We start from the raw sequence: 16,781 nt of genomic DNA, 5'->3' as shown, positions 1-16,781 counted from the left end.
AATGAAAACCTATCGTACAACCTTAAATCCCATCATTGTACCGTTTCTGGTTATGATAGTGTTTGGCTCAATTGCCTCGTTTTTTGTGGAAAACGAAGGCGAAGAAATGCCTGTTGTAATTTCAATTTTCTTAACCGTAATTTCAGGCTTTATTCTTTGGATGTTATTCGATACTAAATACCAAATTAAGGATAATTTTATGCACTACTCCTCTGGGCCAATTCGCGGAAAAATCGACATTCTTCAGATTCACAAAATTGAGAATGTAAAGACGTGGATGGTTGGTTCTACTTTAAAACCGGCATTAGGTTCTTATGGTTTAACCGTATATTACAATAAATTTGATGACATTTACATTTCCCCGAAGCGTAAATCAGAATTTGTGGCAGAATTACTGAAAATCAACCCTAGCATTCAAATCATTGCTTAACCGATTTTCACGGAAGTCATGGTAAGCGAACCGCCAACGGCTTTGTCGTTAAAGAAGCTTACGTCATCTTTATTGTCCTGAAGCGCTAAATTGTAAAGCATCGGATAATAATGATCTGGCGTTGGAATAGCTAATTTGGCGGCTTTATTCAAGGTTTCATATTCGATTAAAGCTTTATGATTTCCGTCTGCGATTTTGCTTTTGAAAACCGTATTCATTTCCGTCGCCCAATCATAAGCATATTCGGTTTCGTTCAGTTTGTCCCAAGCGACCATTCTTAGATTGTGCACCATGTTACCGCTTCCAATGATTAAAACACCTTTTTTACGCAAAGAGGCTAATTGTTTTGCTAAATCATAATGGTATTGCGGCGGTTTGCTGTAATCGATACTTAACTGTAAGACAGGAATATTAGCGTCTGGGTACATATGACGTACAACTGTCCAGGTACCGTGATCCAGACCCCAATCATGATCTAAACTAACATCTGTCGAAGTGATTAATTGTTTGGTAGCCATTGCCAATTCAGGGCTTCCGGGTGCCGGATATTGCACATCGAACAACTCTTGCGGAAAACCACCGAAGTCATGAATCGTTTTAGGATTATTCATCGCTGTGATATGAGTGCCACGGGTTAACCAGTGTGCGGAAATTACCAACACAGCTTTGGGTTTAGGAATCTCCTTCCCCATTTTGGCCCAGTTCTGGGAAAACTCATTGTCTTCAATACCGTTCATGGGCGAGCCGTGTCCGATGAATAAAACCGGAAGTTTTACGTCTTCTTCTTTTAAATCCTGAGTCCAGTTGTAAAAGGGATATAATGATGCCATAGTTGCTCCTCCTAAAATCGTTTTGATAAAATCACTTCTATTCATATCTATACAATAATTGTATATACAAATGTATAAATAATTTTCAATCTAACTTTAAAATTAGCAATTTTTAACAGTATAAAATTGATTTACAGAAGATAAATACCGTCTTCTTTAATATCGATAAGCTTTTGCTTGTATAGTGTCCCGATGGCTTTTTTGAAAGTTTTTTTACTCATCTGAAGCACGGTTTTAATATCTTCCGGATGTGAATCATCATTCAATCGAAGGAAACCACGGCTGGCTTTCAGTTCGTCTAAAATGGCTTGGGCAGAAGCATCAACGCGCTCCATTCCGAAAGGTTGTCTGGACACATCTATCTTGCCGTCTGGTCGGATTGTTTTGATAAAACCAATGATGCGGTCGCCCGTACGCAAATCTTCGAAAACTTCATTCTTATACAAAAGGCCTTTGTACTTTTCGTTTATGATTACGTTGATACCCACTTCAGTAATGTGAGAGACAATCAAATCGACTTCCTCTCCTACTTCAACGGTAATTTCATCATTGTTTAAAAATTGATTCGTTTTGCTTGACCCCACCAAACGCTTGGTTTTTTCATCCAAATACATGTACACCAAATAACGTTTGCCTTGTTCCATCGGACGCGCCTGTTCTTTAAAAGGAACAAACAAATCTTTTTCCATGCCCCAATTCATGAATGCACCAAATTTGTTCGTGTAATTTACGCGCAATAAAGCAAATTCGTTCAGGAAAATATACGGCTCCAATGTAGTCGCCACAGGACGTTCTTCATGATCCAAATAAACAAAAACTGCAATTTCATCACCTATTTTGAAGTCATTGGGAACGTATTTGTTAGGTAATAAAATATCCGTATCTCCATCGGTCAGGTATAAACCTACTTTGGTGTCGCGTGCAATTTTTAGTGTATTGTATTTTCCTATTTCGATCATGGCTTTGTTATATCAGGCTGCAAAGATACGAAGTAGTTTTTAGTTTATAATATTCAACAGATCATTCTCGTTATAGAAGAAAATTTTTACTTTTATACCATGAAAAGCCTTATTTATTTTATCCTTGCTATTTTTATTTGCAGTTGCTCCAATCGTATAAGTCCTTATTATGCATCGAACATTTATGTAAGTCAAAACAATCATGTGGTTAATGATGCACTACAGTTCTCTCATGTTTCCTACGGGGATGTAAACTTCATAAAGTCAAAATCAGCATTAACCAAACACCTTAAAACCAATAAATTACCATTTGACAATGTATTGGTTTACGGAAAAACATACGTCGAACCTTTCTATGAATATTGCATCCTGGAAAATTCTAAAAAAACCTTTAAAGACAGGAGATTCATTCAAACCGATACCTTAATTAATGGCCGAAAATTTTCTTTCATTGGCATCATAACACACAAACACCCGCCACAGCAAGATATAAACGAATTATCCAAAAACATACGCTTTGGCAGCAATTACAATAAAAATCTAAGTTCCATTTTTGACGTTATTACCGCCAACAAATATTCCAACCAGTTTTATAAAGGGTATTGGGAGATTGAAAACTATCCGGTGTATTCCGAAAATGAAAAAAGCCAAAAACTCCAATTACTTTTAACCTATGCATCATTTTTGGGAAAAAATAAAAATTACGATAAACTCCTGAACCAATGGGGAAATTCGAACCTCAATGACTCAATTACGGCAATCATTAAAAATAAAAGTTTAGGAAGTTTTGAAAGTGTAAAACGTGAAATACTTTCCAGAACAAAAGAGGAAAAATTAGTCATGTTCAATGAGAATCATTTCTATCCGAATCATCGCATTCTCGCAACCAAACTGTTGCCTGAACTCAAAGCACAAGGATTTACCCATTTGGCTTTAGAAGCTTTAGACCAGAAAAAAGACAGCACTTTAAATTTGGGAGCCAATGTTGATATTCAAACCGGATTTTACACTCGTGAACAGCATTTTGCCGAATTGATCCGAACCGCACAATCATTAGGTTTTCAATTTGTGGCTTATGAAAATTTTGATTCGGAAAAAGAACGCGAGAATGCAGAAGCCGAAAATCTTTACCGGGAAACTTTCAGTAAAAATCCAAAAGCCAAAGTGCTTGTCATGGCCGGTATCTCACACATCACTGAAAAACCAGACCGAAGCGGTAAAAAATGGATGGCCCAGTTATTTAAAGAAAAGTACGGTATTGATCCTTTGACATTTTCACAAACGGATTTAAATGCTTACCGAAATCTGACCGATTCTGTGCTTTTGCTGAGTAGTCATCATTTGGGAAATAAATTTCTGAATACAGACTATAAGATCATCAACAATATCCCTTTTAAAGAAACCCTGGGCAATTACAGCTACACAAATGATGCTTTTGAAAAAGTACAGCTTTCACTCTACTTTGAGGACGAACTGAACAGTAAAAACGAATACTCAAAACGAATTCCTTATCGCAGTTACTTATTGGATAAAAAAGAAACTTTTTTCACCACATTGCCCAACAAAAAAATACGACTGATGCTTTTTAACGAACAAGGGGAAACCCTTGAAAACAAAATCATCAACTAAAAACAAAAGCGCCTTTTCAGACGCTTTCACTTATTTTTTTAAAATATCTTATTTGTAAACACTTTCTTTTTTAAAGTGAACGGCCAGTAAATAATACACTACGGCTCTGTATTTGTTTTTATTGGATTTGCCATACTTTTCAATCACGGCATCGATACCTTTCATTAAATCCGGGCTGTCTTTCAATCCTAACTTTTTAATTAAGAAGTTGTTTTTAACTGTGGCCAATTCAGATTCCGAAGAACCGGAAACCGTAGCCGAATCTGCATTGTAAATCGCCGGACCGCATCCTATGGTTACTTTGGTTAACAAATCCATGTTTGGGGTTACACCGCATTTGTCTTTTAAATCGGCTGCGTATTTTGCAATCAATTCATCTCTTTTACTCATAATTTTTTTTAAGTTTTAGTTTACTAATTGACAGATTCTCAAATGTAAACATTCAAAACGAAAAAAAGAGCCAATTTCATACGCCGGAAAATTATAATTATGTTAAATTTTTAAAATAGTCTTTCAAAATGGCGTCGTTTACATGTGTTGGTGTAAAAATCTCGACAATTGAAGGTTTTTCAGTTTTCATAAAAGAAATCATCTCGCTTTTTACTTCGGATTCATCTGTTGCCTTAAAATACTCAAAACCGTACATTTTTGCCAAATGTTCCGCCGTTAAGTTGTGACTGGTTTCAAAAAAAGTATTGAATACCGGAGTTTCCTGATGCCCTGGAAGAATTCTGAAAATACCACCGCCCGCATTATTAATTAAGATGATTTTGAAAGTATTCGGAATATAATTGTTCCAAAGCGCGTTGCTGTCATAGAAGAAACTCACGTCACCGGTAATCATAACATTCTGTTTCTTTGATGCATAGGCTGCTCCGATTGCCGTTGTCGTACTTCCGTCGATACCGCTTGTTCCCCGGTTACAGAAAACTTCAATACTCGGGTGAATCGGAAACAATTGCGCATAACGTATTGGCGAGCTGTTGCTGATTTGCAATTGAGAATGTTCAGGCAACATCGGCAAAATCATATCAAATACTTTCATATCCGAAAACGGAATCTGCTGCACATACTGATTGTGTTTCAAACCTCGGTAAGCTTTCAAGTGCAAAGCCAACTGCTGATAATCGCTGTCAACTGTTCCGGTTTTAGTAAACAAGGCTTTAAAAAACTGATTCGGCGTTATTTCAAAATGTTGCGTTAAACAATCAAAAGTATTGTACGCTCGTAATTCGTCAACATGCCAATGTTCAGTCGGCTGGTATTTTCTTAAAAAAGCTTTGATGCGTTTTGAAACTACCATGCCTCCAATTGTAATCAGAATTTCGGGTTGAAAAGCGCTGAAATCTTCTTCCGTAAAAGGTGTAATAATCGTATCAATGTTGCTGATGAAATTCGGATGATGGATATTTGACGTTACTTCGGTCATTACAACAACAGATTTATCTTCAGCTAATTGCTTTATGATTTCCGCATCAATTGCATCCGGATAATTTACACCGATTAAAATGAGTTTCTTCTTGGCGGAATTCCACTTTTGAGCAAACGCATCGAGATTTGGCAACGGCTTTGCTTCATTAAATAATGCTACAATTTTCGGTACAACAGACAACTCATTAACCGTTTCGTAAAGCGGTTCCTCGAAAGGGGCATTGATATGAACCGGCCCTTTTTTTGTGATGGCCTGATGGATGGCTTCATTGATTTTCAAATCGTTTGCTTCGGAAGCATTTTCATCCAAATTCGCATTGAAAAGAATATGATTGGCATAAACATTTTCCTGACGAATGGTTTGCCCGTCACCAATATCGATTTTACTTTTCGGACGGTCTGCTGAAATAACAATCAACGGAATCTGACTGTAAAAAGCTTCGGCAATTGCAGGATAATAATTCAATAGAGCCGAACCGGAAGTACAAACTATTGCAACCGGTTTCTTTTTCTGCTGGGCTATGCCTAAAGCAAAAAAAGCAGCACAGCGTTCATCGGCTATACTCAAACAATTAAACGCCGGATTACTGGCAAAACCAATAGTTAAAGGTGCATTTCGGGAACCTGGGGAAATTACAATATCGTGAATGGCTTTAGCTTTTAAGACTTCAATAATACTTTGGGCTAAAGGTATTTTTGGGTATATCATTGTTGTATTCGGTAAATAACAAAGATAATGAGATAATTGGGATTTTTTATTTGTGGTTTCGGTTATTTGACAATACGCTGTTCAAGTATTCCTTCAAATAATTCATATGATTATTAAATTTGGAATTTAGAGTTTCATCCCTGCTCAACCGACTCTTCATCCTTAAAAACCATAAACTTAAAAAAAGTATAATGCGATACGCCGTAAAGAAGAATAATCATATGTACAAATAATTGCTGTTTCAGGTAAAACTTGTTCACAAAAAAGAGTCCAATCTGCACCACAAAAAGCAGAGCACTAATTAAGAGCCAGAAACTTTTCTTATCGTCTTTGTAGCAATAATTACTTACGGACAAACCACCAAGAAAAGCGGTCAGAAAACCGTTTATAACCCATAAATAATAACTGTTTGTTATACTTTCTTTTATTAAATCGATAAGATATAGAAACACAAAAAGAATGGGTAATGAAGTAAGAAAAATAGTTGTCCAACGCATATCCTTTAAAACTCGGCAAACAATCACAATCAAAACAAACCGAAATACTACCGAAGTCACAGCTCCCCAAAAATAACTCGACTCAGAACTTTGAGAAAATGACAGATAAGCTATCTGAAACAAAAGAAGTGCTAAAAAGTATAAATAATCTCTTTTTAATGAAGCGTAATAATACAAAAGCATTAAAATCGGTATTCTAATAAATCCGAAAACTTCTTTTAATGGATTATATTCAAAAAAAACAAAAATACTGTATAATCCGATTACAGAAAAATACAGTAGTGTTACACTGCGAATTACGTTTTCTTTTGCCTGAAAAGCCATACCTAAAGTTATGATTTTTTTTCGAGGCCACAACAAACAAACTTTTGAAAATCAACCACATAAGTTTCAAACGGGGATTTTTTCTTGTTCTCTTAAAATTAAAAATCTATAAAAAGTATAGTGTGAAATTCCATACGACAAAATAACCATCTGGTAAATCCCTTCACTTTTCACGTAGAACTTATTAATAAAAAATGCCGCAATCTGAACGATAAACAAAACCGCACTGATTAACAACCAATACCCTTTTTCATCAGAATCATTAAGATAATGTATAATCGAAACTCCACCAAGAAAAGAAGTCAGCAAGGCATTTATTATCCAAATGTAATAACTGTCCCCAAGCGATACCACAACCAATTCGATCACATATAAATACAAGACAAAAAAAGGCAGACTGGCGAAAAATATTGCCAACCGTCTCTTTTTAATAACCAAATCCAAAACCAGTAAAACGAGACAAAATTTAAACAGTACAGAAGAGAAAGTACCGAAAATAAACAAATCCGGATTCCCTGTAAAGAATAAAACCGAAGCCAGTTGATACAACAAAAGTCCAATAAAATAAATAATCTTCTTTTCCCTTGAACTTATTAAATACAAAACCATTAAAATGGGAATCCTTACAAACCAAAAATACTTGCCGTTTTCTTCATCGTTTAACAATGAAAAAACACTGTATACAGCAAGATTTACAAAGTAAAGTATGGTTAATATGTTAGAAAATTTTAGTAACTTCATATCCTTCAATACATCATTCTCGACGAAACCAATAAATCTAACAAATTTTAACATAAGAACAAAGTTTATGTCAATAATTATCCGACAAGCAACAACAGAAGATTTACCCGGCATACTGCAAATCGTAAATCATGAAATCTTAAATACGACAGCCATTTGGGATTATGATGTACGAACGTTAGCACAACAGGCTGCTATTCTTGATGAAAAAAAGGAGAAAAATTTTCCTTTTCTGGTAGCCGAAAAAAACGGAATAGTTGTAGGGTTTGGAACATATGGGACCTTTCGGTTTAAAATAGGTTACCGTTTTACTGTGGAGCATTCCGTATACATCCATAAAGATTATATTGGCAATGGAATTGGATCCTTACTTTTAAAAGAACTGATCGAAATAGCCAAACTTCAAAATTTGCATACTATGATTGGTGTAATCGATGCAGAAAACGGTGGCAGTATCGCTTTCCATGAGCGTATGGGGTTCAAAAGAGTGGGCCATATCAAGGAAACCGGTTACAAGTTTGACCGATGGTTGGATTCGGTATTCGTGCAGATAATGCTTTAAAAAACCAAAATAAAACCGCAGAATCACAGATCTTAAATATAATCTGGAATCTGCGGGATTTTTTTTAAGAATTGTAGAATTACGCTTTTATCCAATCCGTAATCTCTTTATCGTCGGGTAAAACTCTTGGACTGATTACATTTTCCAATTGTCCTTCCTCATTGATTAAATACTTCTGAAAGTTCCATTCTACATGATTGTCTTCCAAACCGTTTTTGGATTTTTCAGTTAAAAATTGGTATAGCGGATGCATGTCTTCCCCCTTAACGGAAATTTTTTCCATCATAGGAAAAGTAACACCGTAATTTCTGCTGCAAAATGTTTTAATTTCCGCATTACTTCCCGGTTCCTGGGCTCCGAAATTGTTGGCCGGAAAACCTACAATTATAAAATTTTTGTCTTTAAATTCGGAATATACTTTTTGCAGTTGTTCGTATTGAGGTGTTAAACCACATTCCGAAGCGGTATTGACAATCATGATTTTTTTCCCTTTTAAAGCCGCGAAATCGAACTCTTTACCTTCAATATCCTGAACTTTAAACTGATAAATATTTTTTTCTTTCATCACTTTTTCTTTTGGTGCTGTTTCCATGGTTTTATTTTTGTTTTGCCCCTGGCAGCTAATCATAAATAATAAACCAAAGGCTAAAATGAAACTTCTCATTGCTATATTTTTTATAAAATTACTGAAAATGTAAGTTTTGAAATACTTTTTCCGTTTAAAGTTTTGTTAAACAAAAAACCCACAATCTTTCAATTATGGGTTCTTCTGTAATTATTTTTTATAATGTTTTCGATATTGAAAATAAGATGTAATACCTAAAAGCGCAACCAACGCTACAGAAATATAAACAAAATTAGGCGTTACCACTTTATCTCCTTTTGCGTAGGAATGCAACCCTGTCAAGTAAAAATTCACCCCGAAATACGTCATCATGATTGAATAATAGGCGAAAATACTCATCAGGTTAAAAAACCATTTGCCCCGTAAAGCCGGAACAAATCGGGCATGAATCACAAACGCATACACCATGATACTGATTAAAGCCCAAGTTTCCTTCGGATCCCAGCCCCAGTAACGCCCCCAGCTTTCATTAGCCCATTGCCCACCAAGGAAATTCCCGATGGTTAACATCACCAAACCAACCGTTAAAACCATTTCGTTGATAATGGTTAATTCGCGGATGTTCAGCTCCATTTTCTTTTTATTCTTCGCAGTGGTTAAGAGCATCAATAAAAGCGATACGATTCCCAAGATCATTCCTAAAGTAAACGGTCCGTAACTTCCCACGATAACGGCAACGTGGATCATTAACCAATAGGAATTCAAAACCGCTGCAAGGTTGGCAATGGAAGGATCCATCCAGTTCCAATGCGCAATCATTAAAACCATTGCAGCAACGAATGCCGTGGAAGCTACTGTTAATTCTGATTTTCTTCCGAAGATTAATCCGAATAACATTGTTGCCCATCCGACATAAATCATCGATTCATAAGCATCACTCCAAGGAGCGTGACCCGAAATATACCAACGCGTAATTAAACCGACAGTATGCAACACAAATAACAAACCGATAATTACATGACTGACTTTCACCAGCACATTAATCACTTTTCCGGAATTGAAGATTTTCACAATTACAAACAAAAACATCAACACACCAACATACATGTACCATGAGAACAACTTCTTGAATACATCGTATTTGTTGTATAAAATTTCAGAATCGATTTTTTCTTCACTCGGATAGACATCGTTTCCGTATTTCTTCTGGAATTTGATTAAACCGTCCAAAAACATATTGGCTGATTTATAATCTTTCTTCACAGAAACTTCATCTAAAGCCTGCAAATACAAAGGAATTGCATTTTTAGTAAACAAGGAGTCCATTCCGGTTAAATGCGCTTCGTTTAATTCCAGGTGGGAAACCCATTTGTTATTCTTGTCGTACGGAATCGGGAAAACCTTCAGAATCTGGCCGCTTAAGGCAGAATACAATAGGTTTACTTTCTTATCAGTTTCAATAAAATCTTTCTGGAATTTATTGGGAACTGCGGCTTTGTAGGCTTCATCCAGATAAGGCGAAAGTTTGTAATTTCCTCTCGTGTCAAAAAATTTCATCAGGGAAACGTACTTAGCGCCTTTTTCAGCACCAATCAGGTTGTGGATACTGTCATTATATTTCGGAATAAAAATAATCGGCACATTGTACCAAAGCTGCGGAAATTGTGTCATGGAAAGAAAAGCCTGATCAGAATTCATGCCTTTGTAGGTATCCATTTTACTTACTTTTCTAAGTAATTCTGATGAAAAAGTATTCACCGGCTTCATACGTCCGCCCTGATCCTGAACAATCAAACGACCGAATTTTTCAGCATGCTCTTCCGAAACTTTAAATTTAAACAACAACGAATCGATTTGCACTTCACTTGGCATTTTCGGTTGATGTACGTCATGCTGAGCAAACATTCCCAAGCTGAAAAACAAGGCAATAATCGTTGTTAATGCAGCTTTCTTATCTTTTACTTTTTTAAGTTTTCGGGTTAAATCACCAAATCTTGAACCTCTTGTAAACAAAACCCCTAACATCCCGATATATAAAAGTGTGTAACCAATATAAGTCGTCCAGGTTCCCACAGAGTCGTGGTTTACGGAAAGAATCGTTCCTTTTTCATCCGGATCGAAAGAGGCCTGAAAGAAACGGTACCCTCTGTAATCCAACACGTTATTCATGAAAATTCTCGCATCGAATTTATTATTTAGCTCCTTGTCATCAATGGTCACTTTACTTTCAAAAGCAGAATAACTTTTTTCTGTTCCCGGGTATTTGGATGCGATAAAATCGTTCAATTTTACTGAGAAAGGTGTTTCGTACACTTTACTGCCGTACATCACCGTATATTCTAAATTACCTAATTTAAAGGATTGTGGTACACCCATTTTCCCTTTAGCGCCCACAAGCGTTACCTCTTTCTCTTTGCCTTCGTTACTCACTGTAATCACTAAAGCATCGTCGGTTTCTTTGTCTTTATAATCACCGTTGGATTCCTGAACAATTTTCCCTTTCATGGCCGGCTCGGGAATTACGAATTGTGTTCCGCCCATATTGTATAACGAACGTAGCATCAACGGCTGAATTTTTTCTTTTTCAACCGATCCTTTAAACTGATCTGCCATGCGCATAAAATCTCCTTCAAAAGGCGATTGAATCGTATACGCATCACTTATTTTAGTTATGTTAATAGCTCCTGCCGTAAATTTATTGAAAGCAAAAAGCACATTGTGAATGTTTTGCACTTCGCCTTCTTTAAGGTAATGTTCGTGACGCGTTCCGTCACCCGATTCTACTAATTTCAGATAAAATACACCATTCGAATCTTCTTTCACCACTTCTTTGGCATTCATAATAAAATCCTTATAACGGATTTCAAACGGGATTTCATCAAATTTCTCTGAAATAGTAAAATCGTTATCTGTGACCGGCGACATTAGCAATTGTTTTTCGAACGTACGACGTTTCATTTCACCTTGGTAATTTCCGTCTACAAAAACATTAAGATAAGTTTTCTCGGAAAAGATTTGTGTAGACGTTTCCCCTTCACGGATAGGCATCATACCTTCAAAACTGATGTAGCGGGTGATAAATGCTCCGGCGATAATCAGAATAAATGATAAATGCAGCAACAAAGAAGCCCATTTTTCTTTACTCAAAAGATTGTAACGCTTAATGTTTCCGATAAAGTTAATCATAAAAAACACCATAATTACTTCAAACCATCTGGTATTATAGACTAAAATTCGGGCGGTATCAGTATTGTATTCATTTTCAATGAAGGTTCCTGCTGCCATAGCTACAGCAAAAACAACAAATAAAATGGCCATCAAACGCGTGGAAAACAGGAAGGAGAATATTTTTTTATCCATGACGGAAATCGGGTTTTTCAAATTGTCGCGAAGATACTTAAAAACAAAGTTTTGTTAACTCATTTTAACGTATTTTAAGAAATAAAAAAGCCTGATTGGAAGTTCCGCTCAGGCTTTTTTTCGTTTTTTTTAAATTCCTATTTCCACTTGGAAACGAACATACCAGTTATCTTTGGTTTTTCCGTTTGCATAATTTAATTGGTCATAGGTAAACTCTGTTTGCAGTTTAAAAGCGTGCTCCCAGATATATTTTGTTACGCCGATGGTGTATTCACGGGTATTTGGCGTTAACCCTTTGATATCATCGTGTGGATTTTGATACGAATAACGCCCGATGATTTCATACATCGATGGAAAAGTATAACTCAATTGATAGTCCATCCCCTCTCCTACGTACACATAATTACTTTCCGTAACATCTAAAGGATTAACCGTAATCGGGTTTTTCGCCATACGTTTCATATAGGTTGCCATGGCTGCCCATCCGTTATATTTTAATACAGCATCTCCAAAAAGTGACGACATGGTTCTTTGTTCGTACAAATCGCTACCAGTTTCACCCTGAGTTCTTCTTGCTAAATTGTTCTGATGAGCCGCACCGGAAAGCATCAATTTCGGTTTTTCTTCACGGGCTAAATCACCCTCGAAATTTGTACCATCTTTCTTAAAACTTCCAAATGGAAACAATTCAAGTTTTCCGGTAAATGCCACTCCGTTATCCGGGCTTTTAGTCCAGTTTCTTCCTTCTCCGGTAGTAACTGCTGTTTTTAGATTATAGGAGAATTTATCTTTCTTTTCATGCAGATAATAGGCCTGAATACCGAAATCCCTGTCAATATTAAATCTTGAGTTATTAATGGAACGGTCTGTTAACTGTAATGCTCCGGAAGAGTTCACACGCTGACGGTTCCCGGGAATTTTTGTCTGACCGAAAGTAAAACTCCAGTGCTTACTCGGGCGGTAAATTACAGCCGCATCACGAATAATGTTAATATTTTCTCCGTCGTGAATTTCTCCGACATCACCCGGTGCAAAAGACAACTGAATTACATATAAGAATTTCGGATCACCTACGTAACCATCAAAACGCAAACGCAAACGACGAATCTGTCCGTCATAAGCAGCATCTTCTCCATCATTCTGAATGTAACCAATACGGTTTTGCATACGAAAACGGATATTTAATTGAAATAAACTGTCGGCAGAAGTAATTCCTAAGCCTTTTCCATAACTGTAGTACGGAAGTGCTGCTAATTTTAAATCGTTATCTTTAGTGGAAAGTTTTATGTCTTGCGCCTGCAATGCAGCAACAAAACACAATGACAAAAATGTAATTAATTTTTTCATGTTAAGAAATGGTAAGTTGTGTGTTATTCGGGTGCAAAACTAATGTTATTAATTTCAGCTAATATTAAGGAATTGTTACCTTTGCGGAAATTTTGTGTTATGGAAAACAGCTATATAGGATATCATTTTACAGTGGAACCGAGAGAATTAGGCTCCGAAATTCTAATTGCCGAATTGGGAGAAAAGGCTTTTGAAAGCTTTATCGAAACCGAAACCGGAGTATCGGCTTATGTACAGAAAGAGCTTTGGGACGAAAACATATTGGATGATATTTACATTCTTCAATCAGAGGAGTTTAAAATCTCATACACTTTTGAAGAAATCGAACAGGTGAACTGGAATGAAGAATGGGAAAAGAATTTTGATCCGATTGATGTAGACGGTATTTGCCAGGTGCGAGCGCCATTTCACGAAAAAACCGCTGCAAAGTACGATATCGTAATCGAGCCCAAAATGAGTTTCGGAACCGGCCATCATGAAACGACATACATGATGATCCAGCATTTGTTGGAAATGGATGTAACCGATATGAAAACGCTTGATATGGGTTGTGGAACGGCAATTTTAGCCATTTTGGCAGAGATGAAAGGTGCCAAACCTATTGATGCCATTGATATTGACAATTGGTGTTACCTAAATTCGATTGAAAATGCAGAACGTAACAATTGTAAGCATATTTCAGTTTATGAAGGGGATGCATCTTTATTGAATCAGGGGCAGAAATATGATTTGATTATTGCGAATATTAACCGTAATATCTTGCTGAACGATATGCAAACCTATGTGAATTGTTTAAACAAAAAAGGCGTTTTACTTTTGAGTGGTTTCTATAATGAAGACATTCCGTTCCTTGATGCCAGCTGCACCGAGAAAGGATTGACCTATGTTAAAAAGTTCCAAAAGAACAATTGGGTCTCTTTAAAATACGTAAATTAGCATAAAATTTAACACAAGTAATTGATTATGAGTGTAAAAGAAAAAATAAAAGAAAAGGTATCGGTACAGGAACTGCTTGCTAACAATTATGAAATTATTTTGTTCAATGACGATGTAAATACTTTTGATCACGTCATAGACACTTTAATAGATGTTTGTGACCATGAACCTTTACAAGCAGAACAATGTGCGCTTTTGGTTCACTACACCGGAAAATGCGGTGTAAAAACCGGTTCTTATCAGGAATTGGAACCCCAGTGTTCAGCATTACTGAGTGCCGGTTTAAGCGCTGAAATACAATAAAAAAAGTCCCGATTTAATCGGGACTTTTTAGTATTATCTAATAGACTAATTATTGTCTAGTATATTCATCTACCAATGTCATACCTTCAACAGTATACTTAACTTTTAAAGTTGTAGCGTTTAAAACATAAACTTCTTCATTTGTAGTTACTCCGTCAATAGTACGAGTTAATACATTACCTGTTCTTGACCATGTCCCTGCAATTGCATCAGCAACACAATCACTTGGATAATAAACGTCATTAGCAACTCCACCAGTCAATAATTCAAGATAATCCTTTTTAGTAGTACACTCATGCTCATAATTTGCAAGTACTTCTTGTCCATTTACAATTGCACCTGACTTAGTGTACGCCCATTTTCCTTCAATGTTAGCAGGAGCTGCATCTGAAGAATCATCATCTTTGTTACATGAAGTAAAACCGATCGCTAAAAACGATACCAATAGTAAAACTTTTTTCATTTTTTGTTAATTTTTAAATTTTAGCAAATAAAGTAAAATATTACATTAATGAAAAAAAATCACAAAACTTTTTTTACAACATTTAATGACATTTTTACTATTTTCCTGTTAATGAGGCAATTTATCCTTAAAAAATCCATACAAATAAGTACCTAATAAGGCGCCAATCAAAACAATAACAATTCCGTAGAAACCTGCACCAAGTAAAATAAATATTGGCCCCGGGCAAGAACCAACCAATGCCCATCCCAATCCGAACAGAATCCCACCAACAATATAACGAGTAAAACCTCTTTCTTTATCGGCAATTTCTATTGGTAATCCTTTAATGTCTTTCAACTGCTTTCTTTTTATCAGCTGTACCCCGATTACTCCTGTAAAAACAGCCACTCCAATTATTCCGTACATATGAAAGGACTGAAAATGGAACATTTCATAAATACGGTACCAGGAAACAGCCTCTGATTTTGTCAGCACTACACCAAAAACAAAACCTACCAAAACAAATTTTATCAAATCTAAAATCTTCATAATCAAAATTTAAAAAATTAAGGGTAAAAGAAAATGCGCCATAATCAAACCACCAATGAAAAATCCTATAACAGCGATTAATGATGGTTTCTGCAGATTACTCAAACCTGAAATAGCATGACCTGACGTACATCCGCCGGCATAACGGGTTCCGAAACCAATCAGTAATCCTCCAAAAAACAAAATGAATATTGTTTTTGGCGTTTTAATGGCTTCCCAACCGAAAAGTGAATCTGGACCTAATTTACCGTTAGGCGCTTCAATATTCATAGCTGCGAGCAGTTCTATCGTTTTAGGATTAATATCCACACCGCTTCCGTCACTTAAAAAATGAACCGCGACAAATCCTCCTAATATCGCTCCTAAAACAACGGCAAGATTCCATTTCTGGTCGCGCCAGTCGAATTTAAAAAAATCGACGTTCTTTCCTGCGCCAGCCATTGTACAAAGTGTTCGTAAATTTGAAGACATTCCGAATTGTTTTCCGAACAAAATCAGTGTCAGCATTATTACACCAATCAAAAACCCCGAAACATACCAGGGCCATGTGCCTAAAAATGAATACATAATCTAAATATTTTTACACAAAAATAGGTATTGACTAAAGAATATATGTAACAAACATTACATATTTTTCGTTTCTATAAAAATATTCTTCTACTTTTGAAAACAAAAATAAAGAGCAATGAAAAATTTCACCATTGAATTTAAATGGGCAGCCATTTCCATCTTTACAGGTTTAGCATGGATTCTTTTGGAGAAAACCCTTGGACTTCACGACGCAAACATAAAATGGCACCCTTTATTCAGTATGCTGATCATTTTTATCATTATCCCTTTATATTATCTGGCCATTCGCGATAAAAAAAACAACTTCTATAACGGAACCATAACCTGGAAACAAGGTTTCATCTGCGGATTAATCATAACAGTTATTGTTACTTTGTTTACGCCGCTTACACAATATATTTCCTTAAACGTTATATCGCCGGATTATTTTAAAAATGCAATAGCATACACCCTTAGTAAAAGCCATATGGCACAAGCTGATGCCGAAGCATATTTTAACCTTAACAGCTACATTATGCAGGCTGTTTCCATGGGCTTATCGTTTGGAGTGCTTTGCTCCGGTGTTATTTCATACCTAACAAAATCCAAATAATT

General features: G+C 36.0%; 18 protein-coding genes. 6 read left to right on the top strand and 12 right to left on the bottom strand.

Annotation, left to right across the window (positions count from 1 at the left end; genetic code table 11):
* Position 1: 1 nt before the first annotated feature.
* Positions 2-430, top strand: a complete 429-nt coding sequence (locus ABGT15_RS12275; protein WP_367231733.1) for a PH domain-containing protein — start codon at positions 2-4, stop codon at positions 428-430.
* On the opposite strand, the gene ygiD is transcribed toward ABGT15_RS12275, so the two are convergent.
* The gene (ygiD, locus tag ABGT15_RS12270; RefSeq protein WP_437125367.1) at positions 427-1,305 is read right to left on the bottom strand and encodes a 4,5-DOPA dioxygenase extradiol; all 879 of its coding nucleotides are present in this window, start codon (positions 1,303-1,305) and stop codon (positions 427-429) included. The genes ABGT15_RS12275 and ygiD overlap by 4 nt on opposite strands.
* Positions 1,306-1,391: 86 nt before the next feature.
* Positions 1,392-2,219: a CvfB family protein gene (locus ABGT15_RS12265; RefSeq protein WP_367231732.1), complete on the bottom strand. Its 828-nt coding sequence runs from the start codon at positions 2,217-2,219 to the stop codon at positions 1,392-1,394.
* 99 nt (positions 2,220-2,318) lie between these two features.
* Between ABGT15_RS12265 and ABGT15_RS12260 the strand changes: the two genes are divergently transcribed.
* Positions 2,319-3,848, top strand: a complete 1,530-nt coding sequence (locus ABGT15_RS12260; protein ID WP_367231731.1) for a hypothetical protein — start codon at positions 2,319-2,321, stop codon at positions 3,846-3,848.
* Positions 3,849-3,896: 48 nt separating this feature from the next.
* On the opposite strand, the gene ABGT15_RS12255 is transcribed toward ABGT15_RS12260, so the two are convergent.
* From ABGT15_RS12255 to ABGT15_RS12240, 4 genes are all read right to left on the bottom strand, one after another.
* Positions 3,897-4,238, bottom strand: a complete 342-nt coding sequence (locus ABGT15_RS12255; protein WP_367231730.1) for a DUF2853 family protein — start codon at positions 4,236-4,238, stop codon at positions 3,897-3,899.
* Between the two features lie 97 nt (positions 4,239-4,335).
* A complete protein-coding gene (gene menD, locus ABGT15_RS12250; protein ID WP_367231729.1) occupies positions 4,336-5,988 on the bottom strand; it encodes a 2-succinyl-5-enolpyruvyl-6-hydroxy-3-cyclohexene-1-carboxylic-acid synthase in 1,653 nt (550 codons plus the stop codon).
* Positions 5,989-6,122: 134 nt separating this feature from the next.
* Positions 6,123-6,809, bottom strand: coding sequence for a hypothetical protein (locus ABGT15_RS12245; protein ID WP_367231728.1), 687 nt, complete (start codon positions 6,807-6,809; stop codon positions 6,123-6,125).
* A 66-nt stretch (positions 6,810-6,875) separates the two neighbouring features.
* Positions 6,876-7,604 carry a hypothetical protein gene (locus tag ABGT15_RS12240; protein ID WP_367231727.1) on the bottom strand — a complete coding sequence of 243 codons (729 nt, stop codon included), beginning with the start codon at positions 7,602-7,604 and terminating at the stop codon, positions 6,876-6,878.
* A gap of 13 nt (positions 7,605-7,617) precedes the next feature.
* On the opposite strand from ABGT15_RS12240, the gene ABGT15_RS12235 reads away from it, so the two are divergent.
* Positions 7,618-8,112, top strand: coding sequence for a GNAT family N-acetyltransferase (locus ABGT15_RS12235; protein WP_367231726.1), 495 nt, complete (start codon positions 7,618-7,620; stop codon positions 8,110-8,112).
* Between the two features lie 79 nt (positions 8,113-8,191).
* Here the strand turns inward: ABGT15_RS12235 and ABGT15_RS12230 are convergent, their stop codons facing one another.
* The 3 genes from ABGT15_RS12230 to ABGT15_RS12220 form a co-directional block, all read right to left on the bottom strand.
* Complete coding sequence (locus ABGT15_RS12230; RefSeq protein WP_367231725.1) at positions 8,192-8,776, bottom strand: glutathione peroxidase; 585 nt, start codon at positions 8,774-8,776, stop codon at positions 8,192-8,194.
* A gap of 111 nt (positions 8,777-8,887) precedes the next feature.
* Positions 8,888-12,037: a cytochrome c biogenesis protein CcsA gene (gene ccsA / locus ABGT15_RS12225; protein WP_367231724.1), complete on the bottom strand. Its 3,150-nt coding sequence runs from the start codon at positions 12,035-12,037 to the stop codon at positions 8,888-8,890.
* A gap of 129 nt (positions 12,038-12,166) precedes the next feature.
* Positions 12,167-13,384, bottom strand: a complete 1,218-nt coding sequence (locus tag ABGT15_RS12220; protein WP_367231723.1) for a porin — start codon at positions 13,382-13,384, stop codon at positions 12,167-12,169.
* 99 nt (positions 13,385-13,483) lie between these two features.
* Between ABGT15_RS12220 and prmA the strand changes: the two genes are divergently transcribed.
* Together prmA and ABGT15_RS12210 are read left to right on the top strand one after the other, a co-directional pair.
* Positions 13,484-14,320: a 50S ribosomal protein L11 methyltransferase gene (prmA, locus tag ABGT15_RS12215; protein WP_367231722.1), complete on the top strand. Its 837-nt coding sequence runs from the start codon at positions 13,484-13,486 to the stop codon at positions 14,318-14,320.
* A 27-nt stretch (positions 14,321-14,347) separates the two neighbouring features.
* Positions 14,348-14,623: an ATP-dependent Clp protease adaptor ClpS gene (locus ABGT15_RS12210; RefSeq protein ID WP_367231721.1), complete on the top strand. Its 276-nt coding sequence runs from the start codon at positions 14,348-14,350 to the stop codon at positions 14,621-14,623.
* 49 nt (positions 14,624-14,672) lie between these two features.
* Here the strand turns inward: ABGT15_RS12210 and ABGT15_RS12205 are convergent, their stop codons facing one another.
* From ABGT15_RS12205 to ABGT15_RS12195, 3 genes are all read right to left on the bottom strand, one after another.
* Positions 14,673-15,086, bottom strand: a complete 414-nt coding sequence (locus ABGT15_RS12205; RefSeq protein ID WP_367231720.1) for a lipocalin family protein — start codon at positions 15,084-15,086, stop codon at positions 14,673-14,675.
* A 108-nt stretch (positions 15,087-15,194) separates the two neighbouring features.
* The gene (locus ABGT15_RS12200) at positions 15,195-15,617 is read right to left on the bottom strand and encodes a DUF6691 family protein (protein ID WP_367231719.1); all 423 of its coding nucleotides are present in this window, start codon (positions 15,615-15,617) and stop codon (positions 15,195-15,197) included.
* A gap of 9 nt (positions 15,618-15,626) precedes the next feature.
* Positions 15,627-16,184, bottom strand: coding sequence for a YeeE/YedE family protein (locus ABGT15_RS12195; RefSeq protein ID WP_367231718.1), 558 nt, complete (start codon positions 16,182-16,184; stop codon positions 15,627-15,629).
* A gap of 118 nt (positions 16,185-16,302) precedes the next feature.
* Here ABGT15_RS12195 and ABGT15_RS12190 point away from each other — a divergent pair, with 118 nt between their 5' ends.
* Entirely contained in the window at positions 16,303-16,779 is a 477-nt protein-coding gene (locus tag ABGT15_RS12190) for a DUF4199 domain-containing protein (RefSeq protein WP_367231717.1), read from the top strand.
* Positions 16,780-16,781 lie beyond the last annotated feature (2 nt).

This window comes from Flavobacterium enshiense (assembly GCF_040750275.1).
Taxonomy (GTDB): Bacteria; Bacteroidota; Bacteroidia; order Flavobacteriales; family Flavobacteriaceae; genus Flavobacterium; species Flavobacterium enshiense_B.
This window is presented reverse-complemented; position numbering and strand designations above follow the sequence as displayed.

Excerpts from the sequence above, each read along its gene's own strand:
- ABGT15_RS12210 (WP_367231721.1), top strand. The coding sequence starts at position 14,348 with ATGAGTGTAAAAGAAAAAATAAAAGAAAAGGTATCGGTACAGGAACTG.
- ABGT15_RS12240 (WP_367231727.1), bottom strand. The coding sequence starts at position 7,604 with ATGTTAAAATTTGTTAGATTTATTGGTTTCGTCGAGAATGATGTATTG.
- ccsA (WP_367231724.1), bottom strand. The coding sequence starts at position 12,037 with ATGGATAAAAAAATATTCTCCTTCCTGTTTTCCACGCGTTTGATGGCC.
- ygiD (WP_437125367.1), bottom strand. The coding sequence starts at position 1,305 with ATGAATAGAAGTGATTTTATCAAAACGATTTTAGGAGGAGCAACTATG.
- ABGT15_RS12230 (WP_367231725.1), bottom strand. The coding sequence starts at position 8,776 with ATGAGAAGTTTCATTTTAGCCTTTGGTTTATTATTTATGATTAGCTGC.
- ABGT15_RS12235 (WP_367231726.1), top strand. The coding sequence starts at position 7,618 with ATGTCAATAATTATCCGACAAGCAACAACAGAAGATTTACCCGGCATA.
- ABGT15_RS12200 (WP_367231719.1), bottom strand. The coding sequence starts at position 15,617 with ATGAAGATTTTAGATTTGATAAAATTTGTTTTGGTAGGTTTTGTTTTT.
- ABGT15_RS12260 (WP_367231731.1), top strand. The coding sequence starts at position 2,319 with ATGAAAAGCCTTATTTATTTTATCCTTGCTATTTTTATTTGCAGTTGC.
- ABGT15_RS12205 (WP_367231720.1), bottom strand. The coding sequence starts at position 15,086 with ATGAAAAAAGTTTTACTATTGGTATCGTTTTTAGCGATCGGTTTTACT.
- ABGT15_RS12220 (WP_367231723.1), bottom strand. The coding sequence starts at position 13,384 with ATGAAAAAATTAATTACATTTTTGTCATTGTGTTTTGTTGCTGCATTG.
- menD (WP_367231729.1), bottom strand. The coding sequence starts at position 5,988 with ATGATATACCCAAAAATACCTTTAGCCCAAAGTATTATTGAAGTCTTA.
- ABGT15_RS12265 (WP_367231732.1), bottom strand. The coding sequence starts at position 2,219 with ATGATCGAAATAGGAAAATACAATACACTAAAAATTGCACGCGACACC.
- ABGT15_RS12195 (WP_367231718.1), bottom strand. The coding sequence starts at position 16,184 with ATGTATTCATTTTTAGGCACATGGCCCTGGTATGTTTCGGGGTTTTTG.
- ABGT15_RS12275 (WP_367231733.1), top strand. The coding sequence starts at position 2 with ATGAAAACCTATCGTACAACCTTAAATCCCATCATTGTACCGTTTCTG.
- ABGT15_RS12255 (WP_367231730.1), bottom strand. The coding sequence starts at position 4,238 with ATGAGTAAAAGAGATGAATTGATTGCAAAATACGCAGCCGATTTAAAA.
- ABGT15_RS12245 (WP_367231728.1), bottom strand. The coding sequence starts at position 6,809 with ATGGCTTTTCAGGCAAAAGAAAACGTAATTCGCAGTGTAACACTACTG.
- ABGT15_RS12190 (WP_367231717.1), top strand. The coding sequence starts at position 16,303 with ATGAAAAATTTCACCATTGAATTTAAATGGGCAGCCATTTCCATCTTT.
- prmA (WP_367231722.1), top strand. The coding sequence starts at position 13,484 with ATGGAAAACAGCTATATAGGATATCATTTTACAGTGGAACCGAGAGAA.